At 53.1% G+C, this 21,595-nt stretch carries 19 protein-coding genes and 1 riboswitch; of the genes, 14 read left to right on the top strand and 5 right to left on the bottom strand.

From position 1 onward, the window contains the following. The first annotated feature begins 42 nt into the window (after nt 1-42). From C6I21_RS06540 to C6I21_RS06505, 6 genes are all read left to right on the top strand, one after another. Nucleotides 43-3,129: an efflux RND transporter permease subunit gene (locus C6I21_RS06540; RefSeq protein ID WP_105958645.1), complete on the top strand. Its 3,087-nt coding sequence runs from the start codon at nt 43-45 to the stop codon at nt 3,127-3,129. Between the two features lie 944 nt (nt 3,130-4,073). Next, nucleotides 4,074-4,763 carry a response regulator transcription factor gene (locus C6I21_RS06530; protein WP_105958643.1) on the top strand — a complete coding sequence of 230 codons (690 nt, stop codon included), beginning with the start codon at nt 4,074-4,076 and terminating at the stop codon, nt 4,761-4,763. Further along, nucleotides 4,760-6,130: a sensor histidine kinase gene (locus C6I21_RS06525; RefSeq protein WP_105958642.1), complete on the top strand. Its 1,371-nt coding sequence runs from the start codon at nt 4,760-4,762 to the stop codon at nt 6,128-6,130. The genes C6I21_RS06530 and C6I21_RS06525 overlap by 4 nt, the downstream gene beginning before the upstream one ends. Then, nucleotides 6,108-6,806, top strand: coding sequence for a PepSY domain-containing protein (locus tag C6I21_RS06520; protein ID WP_105958641.1), 699 nt, complete (start codon nt 6,108-6,110; stop codon nt 6,804-6,806). Before C6I21_RS06525 ends, C6I21_RS06520 begins: the two co-directional genes overlap by 23 nt. Nucleotides 6,807-6,951: 145 nt before the next feature. Continuing rightward, complete coding sequence (locus tag C6I21_RS06515) at nt 6,952-7,542, top strand: PepSY domain-containing protein (protein ID WP_105958640.1); 591 nt, start codon at nt 6,952-6,954, stop codon at nt 7,540-7,542. A gap of 298 nt (nt 7,543-7,840) precedes the next feature. After that, a complete protein-coding gene (locus C6I21_RS06505; protein WP_181186132.1) occupies nt 7,841-8,821 on the top strand; it encodes a cell wall hydrolase in 981 nt (326 codons plus the stop codon). Between the two features lie 79 nt (nt 8,822-8,900). Here C6I21_RS06505 and C6I21_RS06500 read toward each other — a convergent pair whose 3' ends face one another. After that, nucleotides 8,901-9,245, bottom strand: coding sequence for a hypothetical protein (locus C6I21_RS06500; protein ID WP_105958637.1), 345 nt, complete (start codon nt 9,243-9,245; stop codon nt 8,901-8,903). Next, nucleotides 9,242-9,547 (bottom strand): antibiotic biosynthesis monooxygenase family protein, encoded by a 306-nt coding sequence (locus tag C6I21_RS06495; RefSeq protein WP_105958636.1) that lies wholly within the window; start codon nt 9,545-9,547, stop codon nt 9,242-9,244. The genes C6I21_RS06500 and C6I21_RS06495 overlap by 4 nt, the downstream gene beginning before the upstream one ends. A gap of 196 nt (nt 9,548-9,743) precedes the next feature. Between C6I21_RS06495 and murB the strand changes: the two genes are divergently transcribed. Beyond that, nucleotides 9,744-10,670, top strand: a complete 927-nt coding sequence (gene murB, locus C6I21_RS06490) for a UDP-N-acetylmuramate dehydrogenase (protein WP_105958635.1) — start codon at nt 9,744-9,746, stop codon at nt 10,668-10,670. 55 nt (nt 10,671-10,725) lie between these two features. After that, a riboswitch (M-box (ykoK) riboswitch) is annotated at nt 10,726-10,891 on the top strand. A gap of 189 nt (nt 10,892-11,080) precedes the next feature. Beyond that, nucleotides 11,081-12,457 carry a magnesium transporter gene (gene mgtE / locus C6I21_RS06485; RefSeq protein ID WP_245411555.1) on the top strand — a complete coding sequence of 459 codons (1,377 nt, stop codon included), beginning with the start codon at nt 11,081-11,083 and terminating at the stop codon, nt 12,455-12,457. Between the two features lie 132 nt (nt 12,458-12,589). Here the strand turns inward: mgtE and C6I21_RS06480 are convergent, their stop codons facing one another. Beyond that, nucleotides 12,590-13,996, bottom strand: a complete 1,407-nt coding sequence (locus C6I21_RS06480) for an N-acetylmuramoyl-L-alanine amidase (protein ID WP_105958634.1) — start codon at nt 13,994-13,996, stop codon at nt 12,590-12,592. 207 nt (nt 13,997-14,203) lie between these two features. Between C6I21_RS06480 and arsD the strand changes: the two genes are divergently transcribed. Then, the gene (arsD, locus tag C6I21_RS06475) at nt 14,204-14,560 is read left to right on the top strand and encodes an arsenite efflux transporter metallochaperone ArsD (RefSeq protein ID WP_105958633.1); all 357 of its coding nucleotides are present in this window, start codon (nt 14,204-14,206) and stop codon (nt 14,558-14,560) included. Nucleotides 14,561-14,577: 17 nt separating this feature from the next. Beyond that, a complete protein-coding gene (gene arsA, locus C6I21_RS06470; RefSeq protein ID WP_105958632.1) occupies nt 14,578-16,305 on the top strand; it encodes an arsenical pump-driving ATPase in 1,728 nt (575 codons plus the stop codon). A gap of 123 nt (nt 16,306-16,428) precedes the next feature. On the opposite strand, the gene C6I21_RS06465 is transcribed toward arsA, so the two are convergent. Together C6I21_RS06465 and C6I21_RS06460 are read right to left on the bottom strand one after the other, a co-directional pair. Continuing rightward, complete coding sequence (locus C6I21_RS06465) at nt 16,429-16,944, bottom strand: GNAT family N-acetyltransferase (RefSeq protein WP_105958631.1); 516 nt, start codon at nt 16,942-16,944, stop codon at nt 16,429-16,431. 66 nt (nt 16,945-17,010) lie between these two features. Beyond that, entirely contained in the window at nt 17,011-17,493 is a 483-nt protein-coding gene (locus tag C6I21_RS06460) for a metal-dependent hydrolase (RefSeq protein ID WP_105958630.1), read from the bottom strand. A 250-nt stretch (nt 17,494-17,743) separates the two neighbouring features. Between C6I21_RS06460 and C6I21_RS06455 the strand changes: the two genes are divergently transcribed. The 4 genes from C6I21_RS06455 to C6I21_RS06440 are packed head-to-tail and all read left to right on the top strand — an operon-like array spanning nt 17,744 to nt 21,591. Beyond that, nucleotides 17,744-18,760, top strand: coding sequence for a LacI family DNA-binding transcriptional regulator (locus C6I21_RS06455; RefSeq protein ID WP_105958629.1), 1,017 nt, complete (start codon nt 17,744-17,746; stop codon nt 18,758-18,760). Between the two features lie 19 nt (nt 18,761-18,779). Further along, complete coding sequence (locus C6I21_RS06450) at nt 18,780-19,514, top strand: ThuA domain-containing protein (protein WP_105958628.1); 735 nt, start codon at nt 18,780-18,782, stop codon at nt 19,512-19,514. A gap of 1 nt (nt 19,515) precedes the next feature. Continuing rightward, complete coding sequence (locus C6I21_RS06445; RefSeq protein ID WP_105958627.1) at nt 19,516-20,538, top strand: Gfo/Idh/MocA family protein; 1,023 nt, start codon at nt 19,516-19,518, stop codon at nt 20,536-20,538. 9 nt (nt 20,539-20,547) lie between these two features. After that, complete coding sequence (locus tag C6I21_RS06440; RefSeq protein ID WP_245411554.1) at nt 20,548-21,591, top strand: Gfo/Idh/MocA family protein; 1,044 nt, start codon at nt 20,548-20,550, stop codon at nt 21,589-21,591. The last annotated feature ends 4 nt before the right edge of the window (nt 21,592-21,595 follow it).

Here is a 21,595-nt window from a genome sequence, read left to right as displayed (position 1 = left end):
CACTTGTGTCATAAAACCACCGCAGAGAGGAACGAAGCAGCCATGTATGCAAAAGTGATCGAACGCCCGAAAATTACACTGATGTTTGTTCTGATTTTTATTGTTCTGGGAGTATTGACGCTGTTTCAGCTGCCGCAGCGGGAAGTGCCGGAAATCTCCGTCAATGTGTCTATTATTTCCACCCCGTACCCAGGCGGCTCGCCGGAAGAGGTAGAGCAGCAGGTGACCGTCCCGCTTGAGGACGCCGTGGAGGGAATCGATGGGATTTCATCAATTAATTCTGTTTCCACCGCCGGATTTTCGTCCGTTACAATGGAAATAGAAGATGGCACGCCGGTCCGTGAAGTAACAGCAGATATTGATCAGGCGGTGGCGGATACGGAAGGAGACCTGCCGGAAACGGCGGTGCCGTCCGTTTCGCAGGCTGAGGGACTCGGGGCACTCTCGAGCTATCATATTTTAGGAGATTCCTACGAAGAACTGTATGAGCTTCGTGATACTGTTGAGGAATGGGCTTCAGATGTCGAAGGAATACCGGGTGTGTCCGGAGTGACGGTAAAAGGCTTCCCGGATCAGCAGTATCTCATCGATCTCGACGGGGACGCTCTGGCAGAAGCCGGGATTCAAATTCCGGACGTCATAAGTGCCATCGAAGGTGAACTTTCTGTACCACCTCTCGGCGTGCAGGAAAATGAAGCCGAAAACGTACAGCTGAAACTGGAAACGCTGGAATCACCGGAAGCGGTCGATTCTATAGCTGTAGGCACCTCTCCTCAAGGGGACACGGTTTTTCTGGAAGATGTCGCTTCCTCCGGTGTTAATCTGGATACGCCGGATGACCGGATTACCTTTGAAGGAACACCGGCGCTTTCCTTTACCGTCCTTCCGGAACCCGGAGAGAGCATTCCGCAGCTTCATGAGGCGGTGGATGACCGGATGCAGACACTTGCTGAAGATCTTCCGGAAAACGCCACGCTGGATCTGTTTTACACGCAGCAGACAATTGTAGAAGAGATTTTCGGGGATCTGGCGCTCTCATTCGCCCTTGCAGCAGTTTCCGTTATCGTTGTGACGCTGCTCGGTCTGAACGTTTCCTCCGCAGTTATCGTTGCTCTGGCGATTCCGGTGTCGGTGTTCATCGGACTGATTCCGCTGCCGTTTGCCGGGGTAGATTTAAACCAGATTTCGATTATCGGTCTGATCGTTGCCCTTGGTATTCTGGTCGATGATGCGATCGTTGTCGGGGATAACATCCGCAATAAATACCGGGGCGGGCTCGGTGCCGTGGAAGGGGCACTGGAAGGCGTCAGAGAAGTGCGCGTCTCGATTATCGTGTCCACACTGACGATCGTCTTTACCTTTCTGCCGCTCGTCTTTATATCGGGAAGCAACGGCTCCTTTATCCGCGCGCTTCCAACGACATTGATTACGACGATCATCGCATCGACGCTCGTTGCTCTGACGCTCGTGCCGATTTTCTTGATCTGGCGGAGAAAGAAGCAGGAAGCGCGGCAGTCCCACCGCCGAGAATCAGACGGTTTTCTCGGGAAGCCGCTGACGAAGCTGGCTGACTGGTACAGCGATACGCTGTTAAGGAAAGTCGTTCGTCATCCGTGGAAAACAGCCATAGCCGGACTTGCTCTGACGACGGCCTTTTACGGGCTCGTCCCGTTCATTCCCGTTGAATTTTTCCCGAGCACGGACCGCGATGAAGTAACGGTGGAAGTGCGGATGCCTGCAGGTACGACGCTCCAGGAGACAGAGTCTGTGCTGGAGGATATGCGGGACGATATCCTCGACGAAGACAGCAATGTTTACGAAACAGCCGTTTATGCCGGAGAAGGCCTGCCGCCGCTTTTCGGGCAGGGGCAGGAGAATACCGGCGAGGAAACCGGCAATCTGCTGCTGCGGGTAAACCGGGAGGATCAGTCCGCGCTGGAGACGATTTCCCGCTGGACGGATCCGCTTCAGGACAGCTATCCGGACGCAGAAATTGAATTGACAACAATAGAAGCCGGTCCGCCTGTCGGAGCGCCGGTTGCGCTGACGCTTACCGGACCGGAAGTGGAAACGCTGATGGATATCAGTGCAGATCTTCAGGAAGACATCCGGACGCTTGAAGAAAGCGGAACGGTTCTCGATGACCTCGGCCCGAGACGTCCGGCGCTCGTGTATGAGCCGGTGGCGGAGGAAATGGAGGAAGCAGGTCTGACGAGAGCGGATATCAGTGAGCAGATCGGCCTCCGGACCGAAGGCATTCCACTTCTGACTTTCCGTTCAGCGGAGGAAACGATTGATCTGCAGCTCACCCAGGACCGTATCGAGCGCGGCGAATCGATCAACCTCGAAGAAATTGAAGTGCCTGCCGCTTCCGCTCAGGACGGGCCGCCGGAGCTGATCTCTCTTGCCACGCTCGTCACGGAGCAGGAGGAAGAGATCATTCCGCAGATCATCCGTGCAGACGGCGACCGGACTGTCACAGTCCGTGTTTTCCCGGCTGTAGAGGATACGAGCGGTCTGGAGAATCAGATTGAAGAGATAATTGCAGAGACGGAAACGGAATATGACGAGGCGTATGCGATCAGCCTCGGCGGGGAAACCGACGCCCGCTCCGACTTTATTCTCGAACTTGCTACGCTGTTTGTTCTCGTTCTGTTTCTTATTTACATCGTTATTGCGATCCAGTTTTATTCGCTTACGATTCCGTTCCTCGTGCTGTCCACCGTTCATATTGCGGCCTCCGGAGCCATGGTCGGACTGTTCCTGACGCAGACAGGACTTGGTTTTACCGCCCTTCTCGGTATCGTGTCCCTTTCCGGTATCGTCGTCAGAAACTCCATCGTTCTGCTGGAGTTCATCAAACAGCGGCGGCTGGAAGGCATGGGGCTTCAGGATGCTGTCGTTGAAGCAGGACGGGTTCGTCTCCGTCCAATTCTACTGACGGCATTTACAGCCATCGGAGCACTCACTCCAGTAGCACTAGGCGGCGATGTGTTGTTTCAGCCGCTGGCCGTGTCCATTATTGCAGGACTCATTTTCTCCGCGCTTCTGACCGTTATCATTGTGCCGGCGCTCTACACCGCCTTTGCACAGACATTCGGAACGAACCCGCGGAAAGCACGGCGGTGAAAGAAGTGAGGTAATGTTTGAAAAGCCTTCCGTGAGCCAATTCAGATCACGGAAGGCTTTCTCATAGTTCAGAAAAGTATAAAATTCGAAGCCTCTTTCGAGCAGAGATGCCAAGGGTTATAGCATTTCAACGTTCTGATCTATGTGCCGTTTGTTTTTGTAAATGGAGCTTCTCCGCTTTTCGGCAGAAGCTTGCCGTGGGCTTGTCTTCCAGCCGGGCGCTATTAGCACGGCTGTATAGCATGAGCGGAGCCGGCCTTTGGTTTAAGGCGCAGGGCAGTGATCTTCTGGCATGCGCCGCGGCCGCGCGGAGCCATGCTTCTTCAATCGAAGCATTGTCCAGCTCCAGCGCCCACTCGCTCGAGGTTCCTTCACCCCTGCCGAAGAAAGCAAAGAGCAGCTTTCGTTGGCAGGGCCTCCAGGACTGGTCGCTCGTAACCAGGGCGCTTCCGCTTTTCGGGCGACTGCGCTTAATCCCACCGGCGTCTCTGCCGAACGCTTCGAAGCGTAATAAAATAGGAGTGGACACAGATGAACCGTAGCGGAATCGATGTCTATAAGGCCGAGATGATCTCATATAATTCGATTGGATTACAGCATTCACTATGCGAAAGAGACTGCTTCTATCAAGCGTTTTCTTTCTACCTGTCGAAACCGGAAGCCGTCGACTCCGGGAGGATCCGAACGAGGCGAAAATCCATTCCTTCTGACGGAAGGAAGAAGGAATTAGTTGAGCCCGTTCCCTCCGGAACGCGTACGGCTGCAGGTGCAGGCAGAAATCGGGAACCTATTCAGCAAATTTCCCTTTGCTTTTAAGTCCAGGCGGTTTCTGCCTGGTTTATTTTATATTCTATTGCGGCACTGCTTTTTATCCTATGGTGGTGCGGCAGTTGTCAAAAGCCACCTTCCCTGCTAGATTGAAAGAAGAGATGGAGGTGGCTGGGATGGCGCCGAGAATAAAAATTGTCGAAGATGAAGAAAAGATTGCCCGTGTGCTGCAGCTGGAGCTTGAATACGAAGGCTATGAAGTGTCGATCGATTACGATGGCCTGCACGCGTGGGAAAATATTCAGGAAGAAACGTTTGATTTATATATCCTCGATGTGATGCTCCCGGGGCTCAGCGGCATGGAGCTGCTCCGGAGAATCCGCCGGGAGAAGCAGACAGAGCCGGTTCTCATGCTGACAGCACGGGATGCGACCGTCGATAAAGTGACGGGACTCGATCAAGGGGCGGATGACTACATGACAAAGCCGTTTGATATGGAGGAGCTTCTGGCACGGATACGGGTTCTTCTCCGCAGAGGCGGAGCAGCCGCCGGACAGGAGGAGGCGCTCACATTCGGTGCCCTTACACTGAATGTACCGAGGCGGGAAGCGTTCCGCGGGGAGGATCTTCTGGACCTGACTCCCCGGGAATTTGATCTGCTCCACTGTTTTCTGGAGCATCCGAACCACGTTCTTTCCCGGGAGCAGCTGCTCGATCAGGTATGGGGATTTGCCTATGCCGGTGAAACGAATGTCGTGGATGTGTATGTACGTTACCTACGGCAGAAAATGGACAAACCATATGAAGCGGCTTATATACGGACGGTGCGGGGCGTCGGATATGTGCTGAAAGAGCCGGTTTCATGAAACTGTCCCGCCGCATCACCGTCGTATCCACAGGTGTGCTGCTCATCTTTCTGCTGCTTATTAACTCAGGAATCTACGTCCTTTTCCAGCAGAGTCTGATGAACGGGGAACTGGACCGGGCGCTCAACCAGGCAAGAACCGCCGCAGAAGTTGTTAATGATCAGCGGGGAGACCCGGCTTCCTACGTGGAATCCTACGTTTCCGGCGACGGGATGATCCGTGTGCTGGACCAGACGAACGAGGCGCTTGTCACGGTAACGTCCAGGAATACAGAGCTGCAGCGGCTTCCTGTTACGACGGAAAACCGAACAGCTGAGCAGACAGATTACTTCCGCTACCAGGATCAGCTCTATGCAGCCGGAAGGGTCCCGGTACTCTGGGAAAACGGGCGTGTCGCCTCCCTCGAAGTGATTGAACCGCTGTCGCAGTATGAAGAAACACTTCAGATTCTCCGCGTTATCCTGATTGCGGCATCCCTGGCGCTGCTGCTCCCGTCCTACATTGCGGCACGTTCATTGAGCCGGTTTGTGCTGCGGCCGATCCAGTCACTTGTGGAAACGATGAAGCAGATCCAGCAGAACGGCACTTTTCAGCGGATCGATGTACCGGACGGACGGAAAGATGAGCTCGGGGAAATGGGGGAGACATTTAACAGCATGATGGCGCTGCTGGAGGAAAACTATCATAAACAGCAGCAGTTCGTATCCGACGCCTCCCATGAATTGAAAACGCCGCTTACCGTCATTGGAAGCTACGCCCAGCTGCTGAAACGGAGGGGCAGAGACAGACCGGACGTGGTAGAGGAAGCCTCCGAAGCAATAGAGTCGGAGGCGGAGCGGATGAAAGAAATGACGAACCAGATGCTTGCTCTTGCTTCCGGTGAAAACCTCCGTGTAGAAAAAGGGCTGGTGGATGCGGGCGCTGTATTTTCTTCGACAGGAAAACGGCTTTCCGAAGCGTACCAGCGAACGATTCACGTTCCGGAAGAATCAGCGGTCGTGTATGGAAGTGAAATGCATCTGAAGCAGCTCGCGTACCTTCTTATTGAAAATGCGTTAAAATACTCGGAAGATGACGTTCATGTTACGCTGGAGACAAATGAACAAGAGGTTGTTTTCCACGTGAGAGATCACGGGATCGGTATTCGCGAAGAAGATCAGGAAGCGGTGTTTGACCGGTTTTACCGGGTGGATAAAGCCCGCACAAGAGCAAAAGGCGGCACCGGTCTCGGGCTGGCCATTGCAAAGCAGATAACAGATCTGCATCACGGCTCGCTGACGCTTCAAAGTACGTATGGAGAAGGATCGACGTTTTCTGTGAGCCTGCCGAAGAAAGGAGAAGCAGATGAAACGAGTGTGGATCATTAGTCTGCCGGTCGTTTTCCTCCTGGCGGCCGCTGCGGCCGGATGGATACTGTTTCAGGGGGAAGAGGAAGTTCAGGGAGAAGAGATACAGATGATGCTTGAAGAGCGGTACCAGGGGACGGTCGGCGGTATCCGCGAAGATGGGGACGCTTTCCTCGTTCTTCTTACCACTGCCGAAGGGGAATATGATGTCCGCGTCGACCGCACGGACGGAACCATTTTATCCATGCAGCTGAATGAAGCTTTTGAGACGGAACCAGAAGCACCGGATGAAGAGCCTGAGGTGCTGCCGGAAGAAGAGATCCGAGGCGTTGTTGCGGCAGCCTTGTCAGAAAGTGCAGAAATAATCGCCTTGGAACTGCAGCAGGCAGAGAACCGTTCGTTTTACACGGTAACAGCCGTGGACGGCACGCAGGAAAGTCAGCTGGAAATTGACGCCGTTACAGGTGAAGTCGATCTTCTGACCACGCAGGAAACGGCACCGCCGGAGCCGCTTACAGAAGAGGAAGCCGGTGCCATCGCGCTGGAGGAATTTCCTGGAACAATCGATGACATCGACCGGGGAGAAGAAGACGGGCGCCTCGTGTACGAGATCGAAATCGAGAGCGGGGACCGGGATGCAGATATCTGGATCGATGCCTACACCGGCGAAGTTCTCCGGGTGGAAATTGACGAATAATACCGTTTGAGCGCTCCTTTTCTGGAGCGTTTTTTGTTTCTCATCAGAACATGTTCTATTTCTCATCGATTTCTCATTCTTCTGACGATGTTTTCTCATTCCCGGGGGATATAGTGAAAGTATCAAAACATAAGGAGTGAGTTCGATGAAGAAAACAGTACTTCTCGTTACTACAGCAGCCATTGTAGGAGGTGCCGGCTATGCGTTCGCTTCCGACAACAGCGATGATATGAACACAGCGGTGCTTCCGCAGCAGACAGAAACAGCTGACAGTACAGAGGGAAACGCGCCGGATGAGCAGAAACAGCCGATGTCAAGAGAAGCTGCAGCGGACATCGTCCGGGAAGCGTTCCCAGAAGGTTACGTGGAGGAAGTGGAAAAAGAGAGAGAACATGGACGTCTTCTTTATGAAGTGGATATTGATTTATCCGGAGACGATGACGGCGATGTCTACGTGGATGCCTACACAGGCGAGATCGTGTGGGTGGATGACGATCTCCGGTCGTACCATGGAGAAGGAAGCGGCGGACAGGCAGCTTCTCCGGACGGCCCCGGCATTCAGGCTGAGGAAGCACGTCAGATTGCGCTCGACTTCGCCGGCGGCGGGTATATTGATGACCTGGAGCTGGAGCGGGAGAATGGCATGCTCGTTTACGAAGTGGAAGTAGAAGGCATCGGGGATGACATGGATATCTATATCGATGCTGAAACCGGAGACGTGCTTTACCACGACTGACGTCCGGGAGAGAGGGAGAAAGCAGCACCTGCCGGCGGACCGCTCCGCCAGGTCCGCCGGCCGTGCTTTCTTTAAAAAGGCTGATTCTATCGGGTTACTCTTCCAGGCATTCGGTCTGAAATATGACAAAACAATGAAAAAATTACGATTCGATTAAAAAGCGATGACAACCGCCACCTTCAGGTTTCCTTCCGCTATAATAGTCTCCGGTAGACATCGTTCGACATCTTCTGATGCGGACGGTCGAAAAGACTATTTTTGAAAAGGACGGTGAATGCAGGCCCCGCCTGCTTTTTATATGCTGAAGAAACTATTGATGACAACCGCCGCTGCTGCTGGACTATTCGCTTTTGCCGGGAGTGCCCAGGCATCCGATGCACCGGATGTGAAAGTAAACGGTCAGACACTGAACATGGATGAGCCGGTAAAAATCGAACAGGGGCGGACGCTCGTACCTGTACGCCTGATTACCGAAGAGCTCGGTGCCCAGGTAGAGTGGAACCAGGACACCCAGCAGGTTCGTGTACATACCCCGACAGGCGATACACTGACCATGAAGATCGATGAGCCGGAAATTGCATTGAACGGAAAGTCCTATGGCCTTGATGCTGTTCCGCACGTAGATAACGGACGGACATATCTTCCGCTCCGCCACGTGGGAGAGCTTTCCCACAGCCGCGTCGGCTATGCAGACCGCACGGTAACGGTGGATGCCATCAGCCCGTACACGATTAAGCCGGGTGATACAGTTGCTTCCATCGCCTCGAGCCTCGGCATCAGCGCAGATCACCTGCGGGAGCGGAACCAGCTGAATTCGGATGCTCTTTATGCAGGAGAGACGCTGGCACGGGTTATTCCGACAGCGATGAAATCGAATCTGAGCTACGAGCCGGAAGTACAGACGGCCCAGGCAGAGGAAGCAGTGGATCCACAGGACCTGGATCTTCTTGCACGACTGATTCAGCAGGAAGCAGGCGGTGAGCCGTATAAAGGTCAGGTTGCGGTTGGAAGTGTTGTCCTGAACCGCGTTTCGGACAGCCGCTTTCCAAGTACGGTCCGCGGGGTTATCTACCAGCGGAGCCAGTTTACACCGGCAATGACCGGGAAAATCAACCGTCCGGCAAGCCAGAGCGCGATTCAGGCTGCCCGCGACGCCCTTCTTGGTGAATCTCCGGCGGGGAACGCACTTTATTTCCACAATCCGCGGGTGACTCGTACTGCGCTGTTTATGAATAAGCGTGCCACGGCTGTTATTGGAAACCACCGTTTCGTACGCTGATCTTTCTGAAAAGACAAAAGAGCCCGGGGGCATTCAGCTCCCGGGCTCTTCCATTTAGTTGAATTCAGCTGCCTGCGGATTACTCTGCTGCTTCGAGAGAGTGAACGGCTTCATCCAGATATTCAGAAAAGACGACTGCTTTCTCCGTTTTTTCTTCGCGGAGGGCTTCCTGCAGAAAGCGGAAATTCGCTGTCAGGTGGGCGGTTGTCATGCCATGCCGGTTGAGAATGCCATTCAGCCAGTGGGCGTAGTCGACGACCATCTGCGGGCTTTTCACCGCATACGCTGCTCGGAGCTGGCGGAGGTGATGTTCATTGTCTTCCCGGCAGCGGTCTACTCCGCGCTGACCGTAACGTTCCCAGAGCGTCGGATCGTCCTTGTATATTTTCTCTGTGACACGGTCGATAATTACCACTTCATTCATCGTGCCACCACCTGGTGCTGACTGACGCGCGGAACGATGGACGCAAGCTCCTGATCGGGGTATTTTTTCTCCAGTTCGTGAATGCGCTTGAAATCGTCCCCGCGCACCCAGGTGAGATAATCTTCTTTGGAGTCAAAGAATAGCTGCACGGTAATCTCACCGGGACGTTTCTCATTCTGCAGCAGCAGAAAATCGTTATAGCCGGGAGCTTCATCGACAATGTGCGAGCGGTTCCTGTAAATAGATATGACTTCCTCTGCTTTTTCCGGAGGAACATCAAATGTTGAGAAAACGGTATACAATGGCTGTGCCACTTCCTTTCAGAAGGTCTCAGGTCCAGCTTATCATAAGTAGTCCTGCGGACCAACGACCAGCCGCAGGCCCCTTCCTCAGGAAAATAACGAGAAGAATAGAAATCTTTCGCTGAGCCTATTTGCAAGCAGGCAGGAATCCGCTAGTATGGAGAAAGAAGTAATTGAAGTGAGGAGTAGGAATAACATGAAAATTGATGAAGCATATGAACGACTAATACATGTACTTGGTGAAGGCCGGGTGCTTAGAAACGAGCCGATGAGCCGGCATACATTAACGAAAATGGGCGGCGAGGCAGATATATTTGTTTCCCCGGAAACGTTTGAAGAAACAGCGGCGGTCATCCAGATTCAACAGGAATTCAGCCTGCCGTTTATGCTGCTCGGCAACGGCTCCAATCTCATTGTGAGGGACGGCGGTGTCCGAGGGCTCGTCATGCATTTTAACAATCTGCAGTCCATCACCGTGGATGGACACCTTTTACGGGCCCAGGGCGGCGCAGATATTAAAGAGGCGTCCCGGACAGCGCGGGATTACAGCCTGACCGGCCTGGAGTTTGCCTGCGGCATTCCGGGAACGATCGGAGGAGCCATGGTCATGAACGCCGGTGCTTACGGCGGAGAAGTCAAAGATGTTATTTCCTACGTGACGGCTGTCACGCCGGAAGGAACGATTATTCAGCTGCAGAAAGAAGAGCTGGAGCTCGATTACCGGAAAAGTATTATCGGCCGCAAGCAGTATATCGTTCTTGAAGCTGTATTTGAGCTGGCGCCGGGGGATCAGGAAACAATTCAGGAAAAGATGGACGACCTGACGTTTCAGCGGGAGTCAAAGCAGCCGCTTGAATATCCATCGGTCGGCAGTGTGTTTAAACGGCCGCCCGGTTATTTCGCAGGAAAGCTGATTCAGGACAGCGGTCTGCAGGGACAAGGATTCGGCGATGCAGAAGTGTCGACGAAACACGCCGGTTTCATTGTGAATAAAGGAAATGCAACAGCGACCGACTACCTCCGGACCATCGAGTACGTACGTGATACGGTGAAAGAAAAGTTCGGTGTAGAGCTTGAGCTTGAGGCGAAAATTGTCGGAGAAGAACTGACTGCCGGACGCTGAAAAACCGATTGACAGAGAAGTCAGGCGCGTGCTATCGTCTGAACCAGAGTTAAAAACGTATCCTCGTTAGGTGAGGCTCCTGTGCAGGAGATACGCTGCTGCCCAAAAACGTCCAAAGACGCCAATGGGTCAACAGAAACTATCGACATAAGGTAGTTTTTAATGCAGCTGGCATTGTCCTATGCCGCACAGTGCTAAAGCTCTACGACTGGAGGGGGCACCGGCCGGAATGGCCGTGTGCTGCTCAGGCATGCCGGGCATCCTCCAGAAATTGGAGGGTGCTTTTTTCGTACATATATGAAAGGAGGTGGGGCGCTGTGGACCCCGGAACCATTCCCATACGAAAGCGAAAAATCGTGAAACAGGCGCCCCGCCTCATGTAAGGGCGTCTCAAAAGGAGGCGGACCACCGTGGTAAAACTGACACACAACACGTGGGACGATTATAAGTCCTACATTCTCCGTATGATTGAAGATGAAAACACGTTTGCCGTCCATGAAACGATGCAGGATCTCCATCCCACAGACCGGGCGGAAATGTATGCAGAGCTTGAAGCGGACGGCCGTGCGTTTGTGCACAAAGTGCTGAGCCCGAAAGAGATGGGAGAGATCTTTGAACAGCTCACGCCGGAGGAACAGGAAATTTTCCTGGAAGAAGTCGATGAATTGTTTGCGGCGAACATGTTTGATGACATGTACGCAGATGACGCGGCGGATTTTCTCGCTGACATGGATGAAGACAAAGCGGCCGGTATTCTCGACATTATGCAGCAGGATGAAGCAGAAGAAGTCCGCGAATTAATGGCCTATGAGGAAGAAACAGCCGGGGCCATCATGACAAAGGAATTTATCGCTCTTCGTAAAAGCGACCGCGTGACGGATGTCATGCAGCGTCTTAGGGAGGAAGCACCGGATGCAGAAACAATTTATTATCTCTACGTCGTAGATGACTATAACCGTCTGGCAGGCGTTGTTTCTCTGCGCGACCTGATCACCGCATCACCGGATTCCACAGTGGAAGAAGCGATGAGTACCCGGGTCGTTTCGGTGGATGCAGAAGAGGACCAGGAAAATGTCGCACGGCTGATTAAACGATACGATTTTCTCGCAGTGCCGGTTATTACAGCGCATCAGACGCTCGTCGGCATTATTACTGTAGATGATATTCTCGATGTCGTCGAAGAGGAAACCGAAGAGGATTTCGGGGAACTCGCCGGGGCAAGAGGTTCGATGGACGCCTCGCTGTCTGCTTTCTCCGCGGCTAAAAAGCGGGCGCCATGGATCGTCATGCTGATGTTTCTCGGTATGATTACCGCTGATGTCATCGGTCGTTTTGAAGAAACGCTCGAAGCCGTGGTGCTTCTCGCCGCCTTCATACCACTTATTATGGGTTCTGCCGGAAATACCGGTACTCAGGCGCTCGCCGTTACGGTTCGTGTGCTTGCAATGGAAGAAGTCCGGCGCAAAGATCTGTTCGGGCTATTGAGACGGGAATTCGGCACCGGCGTCATGCTGGGCGTTGTCTGCGGTATTGCTATATTCGCTATTATCCCCATTTTATACGGCAGCTGGATGCTTGCACTCGTCGTAGCCGTGTCCCTTTTCTTTGCGCTCAGTGTAGCAACAGTGATCGGAACGGTCATTCCGCTCATCATTAATAAGCTGAAAATCGATCCGGCTGTGGCATCCGGACCGTTTATTACGACGCTGAACGACCTCGTCGGCCTGATGATTTATTTCACCGTGGCAACAGCTATGCTTCAGTATCTGCCGGTCGGACCACAGTAAATCGAATCATGACAGAAGAAAAGTTCTCCTCGATGGGGGAAATTTTTTCTGTCATCAACAGGCACGGTTCCTATAGCATGAAAAAAACGGGCGCTCCTATTCTGGTCAGGAGCGCCCGTTTTTTCTATTCTATTAATCGTAGTATTCAACGAGGCCGTCGTACAGTGCTTCGGCGGAATCGCGGCGGAATTCGTCGGTGCGGAGTTTTTCTGCATCGGCATCATTCGTTTTAAACGCGAGTTCCACCAGCGCGCTCGGCATTTGGGCATTACGGATCACATAGAAGCCGTATTCCTTTACGCCGCGGTCATTTGTTCCAAGCTTTGCGAGCATTTCTCGCTGGAGGTCTTCTGCCAGCCGGGAGCTGTCTCCAGGGGCATACGTGTCATCGTAAAACGTTTCTGTCCCTCTTGCTGCAGAAGAACCGGCTGCATTTGTGTGAACGCTCAGAAACACATCCGCTTCCGCGTTGTTCGCCTGTTGGACTCGTTCGGACAGCTCAGGATACCAGTCGGAGCGGCGCGTCATAATAACGTTGGCGCCGGCCTCCTGAAGCATCGGCTCAAGGTACAGACTCACATCCAGAACGATCGGTGATTCCGACAGACCGTTTCCGAGGCCGCCCGGATCTCCTCCGCCGTGTCCGGGATCGACGACGATCGTTTCACCGAGAAGCGGACTTTCATGATCGAAATAATCCACCATTAAGTACGCGTGGGAAACGTAGCCATCCACACTGTCCGTGGAAATGCGCACCCAGTTGTCCACCCGTTCATGAACGGCAACTTCTTCGCCTTCTGCGAGACGTCCGATTTGTTCGTTATTCGTCGACGGGCCGGTGCGTACATTCAGCGTCGGGCTGTTCACGACTTCCCCGACACCTATAGCATCGTCTGTATTTACCCCTTCTGTATCCGGTTCATAGTCAGGGCCCGGTCCATCTGCCTCCGGACGGAACTCCGGATACATTGTACGCGTGAGCATAAGGGAGAACTCCAGGCGGGAAATCGACTGGTCGGAGCGGAACGTGCCGTCCGGGTATCCAGACGTAACTCCCGATTCGGCGAGCTCATAGATATCTCCATAAAACGTATGACCCGGCTGAATATCCGTAAAGGAAATGTCCTGCTCGGTATCCATATCAAAACTGCGGTTCAATACCGCAGCCATTTCTCCACGGGAGAGCGTTTCGTCCGGCTGAAATGTGCCGTCCGGATACCCGTTAAGTACGTCGTTTTCCACAGCGGCCTGAATATGTGCGGCAGCGTAGTGGCTGTCCGGAACATCCGCAAAAGGAGTGGAGGTGTCGTCATTTTGAAAATCATTGGCACGACCGATCATAACGGCTGCTTCTGCCCGTGTCACGCTCCGGTCCGGCCGGAATTCATTCCCTTCATATCCGCTCACAATACCTTCTTCTGCGAGTACGTCTACCTCTGTCTCATCCGTATCAGAAAATGTCGAAGCAGATGCTGCACTGCCCCCTGCAAATGCAGCTGCTGCGAGTGAAACCACCGATAATGTCCCTATCCATTTCATCTTTTTCTCCCACGCCCTTTCTTTCCCTGTGAAAATGTCTGTACAAGCGTAACATACAGAAACAGGCGGGGTTTATGCGACGATCTGCCGATTTTTTGTTAACAGAGTGTAATATTTTCTGGATCCGGGTAAAAGGTGTTGCGTTTTTTCACCGGAAGAAGGTAGACTGTTTATATAATCAATCACTTATATACGGAGGCGTTATACATGAGTAAAAAAATTGAAGTGTTTGACCCGGCTCTCTGCTGTTCCACTGGTGTATGCGGCCCGGACGTGGATCCGGCGCTCACGAAAATGGCTAAACTGCACCTGGACGTGGAAAAAGCAGGGTATGAATTGAAGCGGTACAACCTGGCTCAGGAACCCGGGCCATTTGTGGAAACCCCATCGATTCAGAAGCTTCTGGAGGACAAAGGACCGGATGGGCTCCCGGCTGTGACGGTGGACGGCGAGCTGAAGAAAGAAGGAAGCTACCCGGATGCAGCAGAAGTGGCTGCCTGGCTCGGAATTGAAGAAAGCAGTCTGCAGCACAGCACACCGAAAAATCAAATCAATCTGTTGTAAAAAGGAGTCCTCGGCATATGGAGAAGTTCTCACCGGAATCGATTCAGACATCATACGTTTTTTTAACCGGTAAAGGAGGCGTCGGAAAAACATCAACTGCATCAGCAAGTGCTGTGGCACTTGCACGAATGGGGAAGAAGGTGCTGCTTGTCAGTACTGATCCGGCTTCCAATCTGCAGGATGTGTTCGATATTCCACTCACGAACAGCGCGTCGCCGGTACCGGGAGTGGAGGGGCTCTCTGCAGCCAACCTGGATCCGGAAGAAGCGGTGCGGCAGTACAAAGAGCGGGTGATGGGCCCATACCGGGGGCTGCTCCCGGAGTCGGCGCTTCAGTCGATGGAAGAACAGATGTCAGGCGCCTGTACGATGGAAATTGCTGCGTTTGACGAATTTACGCAGCTGCTTGCCGGAGCAGAGGGAGAAGTGTACGATCATATTCTCTTTGATACGGCACCGACTGGTCATACCCTTCGACTGCTGCAGCTGCCTCAGGCGTGGAGCACGTTTATCGACGAGAATCAGCACGGCGCTTCCTGTCTTGGGCCGGTTTCGGGCCTCGCGTCAAAAAAGGCACAGTACGATCAGGCAGTAAGCGTACTTCAGGACGCCAGGCAGACAGAGCTCCTTCTCATTACACGACCGGAAAGAGGCGCAGTGAAGGAAGCGCTCCGTGCTGGAGAAGAGTTAAAAGAAGCCGGTATCCGAAATCAGCGGCTCATTTTTAACGGTGTATTTACCGCTTCCTCCAGCGACCCACTGGCAGCGGAGATGGAAGCGCGGCAGCGGGAATCGATTCAGTCGGTCCCGGCAGATAGGAAGACTTCTTATATCCCGCTTGCCCCGGGCAATGTAACCGGGATTGATGCTCTGACGCAGTTTTTCACCCCGCAGGAGCCGGAGGAGACCGGAACAGTGGGAAAAACAGCTGACCTTCCGGAAATTGATACGATGATTGACGGGTTTCTGAAAAAAGAACGCGGCGTCATTATGACGATGGGCAAAGGCGGCGTCGGCAAAACGACGATGGCAGCACAAATCGCAGCTTCTCTTGCAGAAAAAGGGAAGCAGGTTCACTTAACGACGACCGATCCCGCAGCCCATATTGAAGATGCGGCCGGCACAGACCTGCCGGATACACTTACGGTCAGCCGGATCGATCCGAAAAAAGAAACGGAAACCTATAAAAACCGCGTACTCGAACAGGCGGGACGCTCGCTTTCGGAAGACGAAGTGGCGTTTATGAAAGAGGATCTGGACTCCCCGTGCACCGAGGAAATCGCAGTATTTCAGGCATTTGCCTCGGTCATAGCGGAAGCCGAAGAGCAGTTTGTCGTCATCGATACGGCGCCGACAGGGCACACCCTGCTTCTACTGGATGCGTCGGAGTCGTTCCACCGCGAAATGATGACGAAAAACAGCAGCGGCGGTGAGGCGGCGGCTTCTCTTCTGCCACGGCTCCGTGACCCGGATTATACGAGTGTCGTCGTTGTGACACTGCCGGAAGCGACGCCGTTTTACGAAGCAGAGCGGCTGCAGCAGGATCTCGCCCGTGCAGGGATTACGCCGTCCTGGTGGATCATTAACCAGGCGCTGTCGGCTGCGCCAGTCACCGATCCGCTTCTTCAGGCAAGAGCAGCTGCTGAAAACCGGTGGATAACGAAAGTAACCGAAACAGCTCCGGCTGCAGTCTGGAAAGCATGGGTGCCAGAGCCGGAGATAAAAAAGGCATCAGTGAATAACTAGATAAATACCCCTCTCATCCTATTGATGGGAGGGCTTTTTGCTGTTTTGATGGGTCTGTTTAAATTGGATGCAGGAATCGGTGAACCATCAAAAAAGCATGACAGCAGGGCTGTCATGCAGGAGTTACAGTTGTTTTTTGGCTGTCTCGGGTTTCTGAGAGCTGCGTCGGCGCTGGTCGAAATACTGGGTGCGTGTCATATGCCAGTGAATCATCTGCAGCTGTTCACCTTCGCGGATCATATTCACATGTTCGAGAACGCGGATCGATGCATCGTTGTCGTGTCTGCATTCTGCGTTGACCCGTTCAATATCGTGCTGTTCAAAACTGTATCGCAGCATTGTCTTAAGCGCTTCGGTAGCATATCCTCTGCGGCGGTGGGCGGGAACAATTCCATAGCCGATTTCAACGAATTTCCAGGAATCCGGCTGCCCTTTAAAACCAATGTCTCCGATTACCTCGTTTGTGCCGCGTAAAAAAATTATCCAGGGCCCCCAGCCATACGTAGTATCATCAATGCGCAGGTGCTGCAGGTGGGCATCGAGGTGAGGAGGAAAATAATCCGCTTGACGCAAGTGAGGGAAGAGGTCGAGTGAAAGTGCCTGTGCGTAAAGCCGTGGTGACTCGACGACCAATCCCATAAAAAGGACTCCTTTCTCGGAGCGTAAAAAGCTCTTATCCTAATACCCGTTCCCTCCTGCAGAAATTTAAAACATCGGCACTGTCCACCAGCTGTGAAAAAGTCCAATGTAAGCGATCAGACAGAAAGTAACAACATATTCAGAAAACTTCCCTGTACGGTACAGCGGAATCGACGTCCGCTTTTTATCAAATGGGGCAAACAATGGAATTCCTCCCCTGGAGCAGAGATCTGCAAGGAGGTGGACGATCACACCAAAGGCGAGTGCGCTGAAAAACGTTCCAGCTGTAAACCAGACAGTTCCGGCACCGAAAAGAACGATGCCGGAATGTGTCAGCCCCCGGTGGCCGAAAAGAAGCTGAATTATAGAAGCAAGACCGCGGCTCCTTCTGCCGATAAAAGACTGTGCCTGATCAATGTCAGGCAGCAGACTTCCAAGAATAAGTCCTGCACCGCCTGCAGCGCTCCAGGAAGGTGCAGGCAGCAAGGGAATAGTGGAAACGGCAAGCGAAGCGGCGTAACCTGCCGTCAGGTGACTGTAATATCTCATGGTGCGAACATCCTTTCGTATTTATCCTACGCTAGTGTAGCAGATTTTTGTGCCCGGGGAAATATAGTACATTCGTTGATTTGTCAAAAGGCAGCGAAAAAGATATCTGCTCCGGATTGACAACGTTTTCAAAAGGTTTTATGATACTACGTATAGGACGTGAACCGGTTAACAAAACTGCACAGCCTGTTAAAAAAGCAGTACAGGCACGGTATGTGAACCGGTTCACCTGAAAGGAGGGGACGGGCCGATGAAGCGGCGTGCAACGATTAAAGACGTAGCAGAGCGGGCCGGCGTTTCGAAAGCAGCAGTATCCTACGTGCTGAATGACATCCGGAAAGTGTCTGCAGAAACAAAGGCCCGGGTACTCCAGGCAGCATCGGAGCTGGATTACCAGCCGGATTTCACGGCCCGTTCCCTGACGAAGCGCACATCCAATATGATCGGTGTGATACTGCCGCTTGTGGACGCTTCGATTGCCAACGTCATGCAGGAAAACACGTATTACAACGAAATGATCAGCGCGATTGAAAAAGTAGCCAGAGAAAACGGATTTGATGTGCTTCTTACCGGACTGGCCCGTCCGGAGGAATACCGGAACTGGGTTCAGAAGCGGCGGCTTGACGGCCTGCTGTTTCTCGGTCTGTTTCCAGCGTCGATTTATGCAGAAATGAGAAGTATGGAAGTGCCCGCCGTGCTCATTGATACATATGAGGAGCATACGGGAAAATACCCTTCTGTAAATATAAACGACGAGAAAGGCGGCTTTCTGGCAGCGGAGCACCTGCTGAGCCTGGGTCATGAGAACATTGCCTTTCTTACTACGGGTCTGGAAAACCCGGTGGAAGTACACCGGTACAAAGGGTTTACGCGGGCATTTCAGGAGCGGGGAATGACAGTACCCTCTCCGGAAACGGCAGAAACGACGCACCGGCTGGAGAGCGGCTGGATGATTGGGAAAAAGCTTGCGGGCAGTTCCCGGACAGCCATTGTCTGTACATCGGACATTACGGCTTTCGGTGTCATACGGGCATTGTATGAAGCAGGTGTACGCGTACCGGAAGATGTATCTGTCACAGGCTTTGATGACATTCACATCAGCCGGTATACGACACCCTCACTGACGACCGTGCGCCAGCATATTATGCAGAAGGGGACGGCCGCCGCTGAAAAATTGATCGAAACGATGAAAGGACATCCCGCAGCAGGAGAAACGTTTGATGTGAAACTGGTTATAAGGGAAAGCACCGCCCCGCCGAAGCAATGACAATTCAGGAGGAGATACAATGACACGTGTAACGATCTGGAACGAAAACCGGCATGAACAGTCCAATCCCGAGGTAAAAGAAGTATACCCGAAAGGCATCCATGGCGCTCTGGAGCAGTTTCTTCAGGCGGAGGGCCGGACAGTCGGCACAGCCACACTGGATGAGCCGGAGCACGGGCTGACTGAAGAAGTCCTCCGTGAAACCGATGTATTACTCTGGTGGGGGCACATGGCCCACGACGAAGTGGAAGATGAGATTGTCGAGCGTGTGCATCAGCGCGTCCTGGAAGGAATGGGACTGATCGTTCTGCACTCCGGCCACTTTTCTAAAATTTTCAAGAAGCTGATGGGTACCAGCTGTGATTTGAAATGGCGCGAAGCAAACGAAACAGAGCGTCTCTGGGTTCTCGATCCGAGTCATCCGCTGACCGAGGGAATCGGGGAATATATTGAAATAGAACGGGAAGAGATGTATGGAGAGCACTTTGACATCCCGGCCCCGGATGAGCTGGTCATGATGAGCTGGTTTGAGGGCGGCGAAGTGTTCCGCAGCCTCTGTACCTACCGCCGCGGCAACGGGAAAATTGTGTACTTCCGTCCGGGCCACGAAACGTACCCGACGTATCATCATAAAGCAGTTCAGCGGGTGATTCAGAATGCGGTGAACTGGGCGGGCCCTCAGGCAAGACCCCGTCCGGTTTACGGAAATCACAACGAACCGCTGGAACCTATTACCCCAAAAGGAGTGGAATAATATGTTGAAAATCGCTGTTGTTGGATGTGGAAGCATTGCCCGTCACCGTCACCTGCCGGAATACGATGCCAATCCGGATGTTGTGGTTCAGGCTGTCTGCGACATCAATCAGGACCGCGTCGAGGAAATTGGCAGCATGTATAATGCCATGACGTATACGAGCTACGAGACGATGCTGGAGAAAGAAGATGTCGATGCCGTGAGCGTCTGCACACCAAACTACCTGCACGCTCCTGTCACAATTGCCGCGCTGAATGCAGGGAAGCACGTCCTCTGCGAGAAGCCGATGGCAACGTCACGTGAAGAAGCCGATGACATGATCGAAGCTGCGAAAAACAACCGCCGCTGGCTCATGATCGCCCATAATCAGCGGTTTGTGCCATCCCATAAAAAAGCAAGAGAGCTTATTGAAAACGGCGATCTCGGAAAAATTTACAGCTTCCGGACAGCATTCGGCCACGGAGGCCCGGAAGGCTGGAGCGCCGATGGAGCAGACAGCTGGTTCTTCAAAAAAGATGAAGCCTTTATCGGCGCCATGGGAGATCTCGGTGTGCATAAAACCGATCTCATGCGCTACCTTCTCGGAGAAGACTTTCAGAGCGTCGGCGCGTTCATTGAAACGAGCGCAAAAGATCACAGCACGGTCGATGACACAGCGGTCTGCGTACTGAAAACACCGGCCGGCGTGATCGGGACGCTTGCCGCAAGCTGGTCGTATAACGGCAGTGAAGACAATTCCACCGTTCTGTACACGGAGAAAGGCATGGTCCGCCTCGAAGACGATCCTGCCGACAACCTGATTATCCATTATACGAACGGCGACGTCGTCAAGTATGAGCTCGGCGGCATTCAGACAAACGATGACGGCGGCCAGACAAGTTCCGGAGTGATCGATGCATTTATCACATCCGTTCTTAACAACGAAGAACCTCCGGTGCCGGGAGAAGAAGGAAAGAAATCGCTGGAAGTCATTCTCGGCGCACTGGAATCCGAAGAGACTAAACGCATCGTAGACCTGACATAAGGAGGCGTTATGATGGAAGATTATATCCGGATCGGCATTATCGGTGCCGGAGGTATCGCACGCGGCCGGCATATCCCGGTGCTTAAAGAACTGGAGGCGCAGGTGGAAGTGACTGCCGTCTGTGATGTGAATATCGAAACGGCAAAGCAGGCAGCAGTGGAATTTTCCCACCCGTTTGTCACTTCGGAGTACGCAGAGGTGTTTTCCAGGGTGGATGCGGTTGTTATCTGTACCCCGAACAAATTCCACGCAGAAATTGCGATTGCAGCACTCGAAGCTGGAAAGCACGTTATGTGCGAAAAGCCGATGTCGATGACTGCGGGAGAAGCCCAGGCGATGACTGCGGCTGCGTCCAAATCAAATAAGACGCTTATGATTGCCTATCATTACCGGGCCATGAAAGAATCACAGGCAGCAAAGAAACTGATCGATGCCGGCGAGATCGGTACGCCGATGGTAGCGAGAGCGCAGGCGCTCAGGCGCCGAAAAGTGCCGGGATGGGGCGTCTTTACGAACAAAGAGCTTCAGGGCGGCGGCAGCCTCATTGATTTCGGATGCCATTTTCTCGATTTGGCCGTGTGGCTTCTCGGAAGCCCGAAACCGGTGGAAGTGTCGGGAAATACGTACAATCAGCTCAGTTCCATGCCCGGTCAGATCAACCAGTGGGGCCGCGTGGATAACGAATCGTTTGAAGTCGATGATCACGTAACCGGCTACGTCCGCTTTGATAACGGAGCGACACTTCTGTTTGAAACGTCCTGGGCGGCGAACGTGAAAGACGACAAGGAGTACTGCAGCATATCCGGGGACACCGGCGGCGTGGACCTGTTTCCGCTGGAAGTGAATCAGGCCAAGCACGGCATGCTCATGGACAGCACGATGAACTGGCTCCCGGGAGAAGAAGAGCCGGGACTGCTGCAGATGCAGAATTTTCTCGATGCCGTCCGCGGAGAAGCAGAACTGATCGTAAAGCCGGAGGAAGCAGTCCGGATCCAGCAGATTATCGACGGTCTGTATGAAAGTGCAGAAACCGGAAGAAGTGTGCAGCTCTAACGAA

It is taken from the genome of Alkalicoccus urumqiensis (assembly GCF_002993335.1).
In the GTDB taxonomy this organism is placed as follows: domain Bacteria; phylum Bacillota; class Bacilli; order Bacillales; family Salisediminibacteriaceae; genus Alkalicoccus; species Alkalicoccus urumqiensis.
This window is presented reverse-complemented; position numbering and strand designations above follow the sequence as displayed.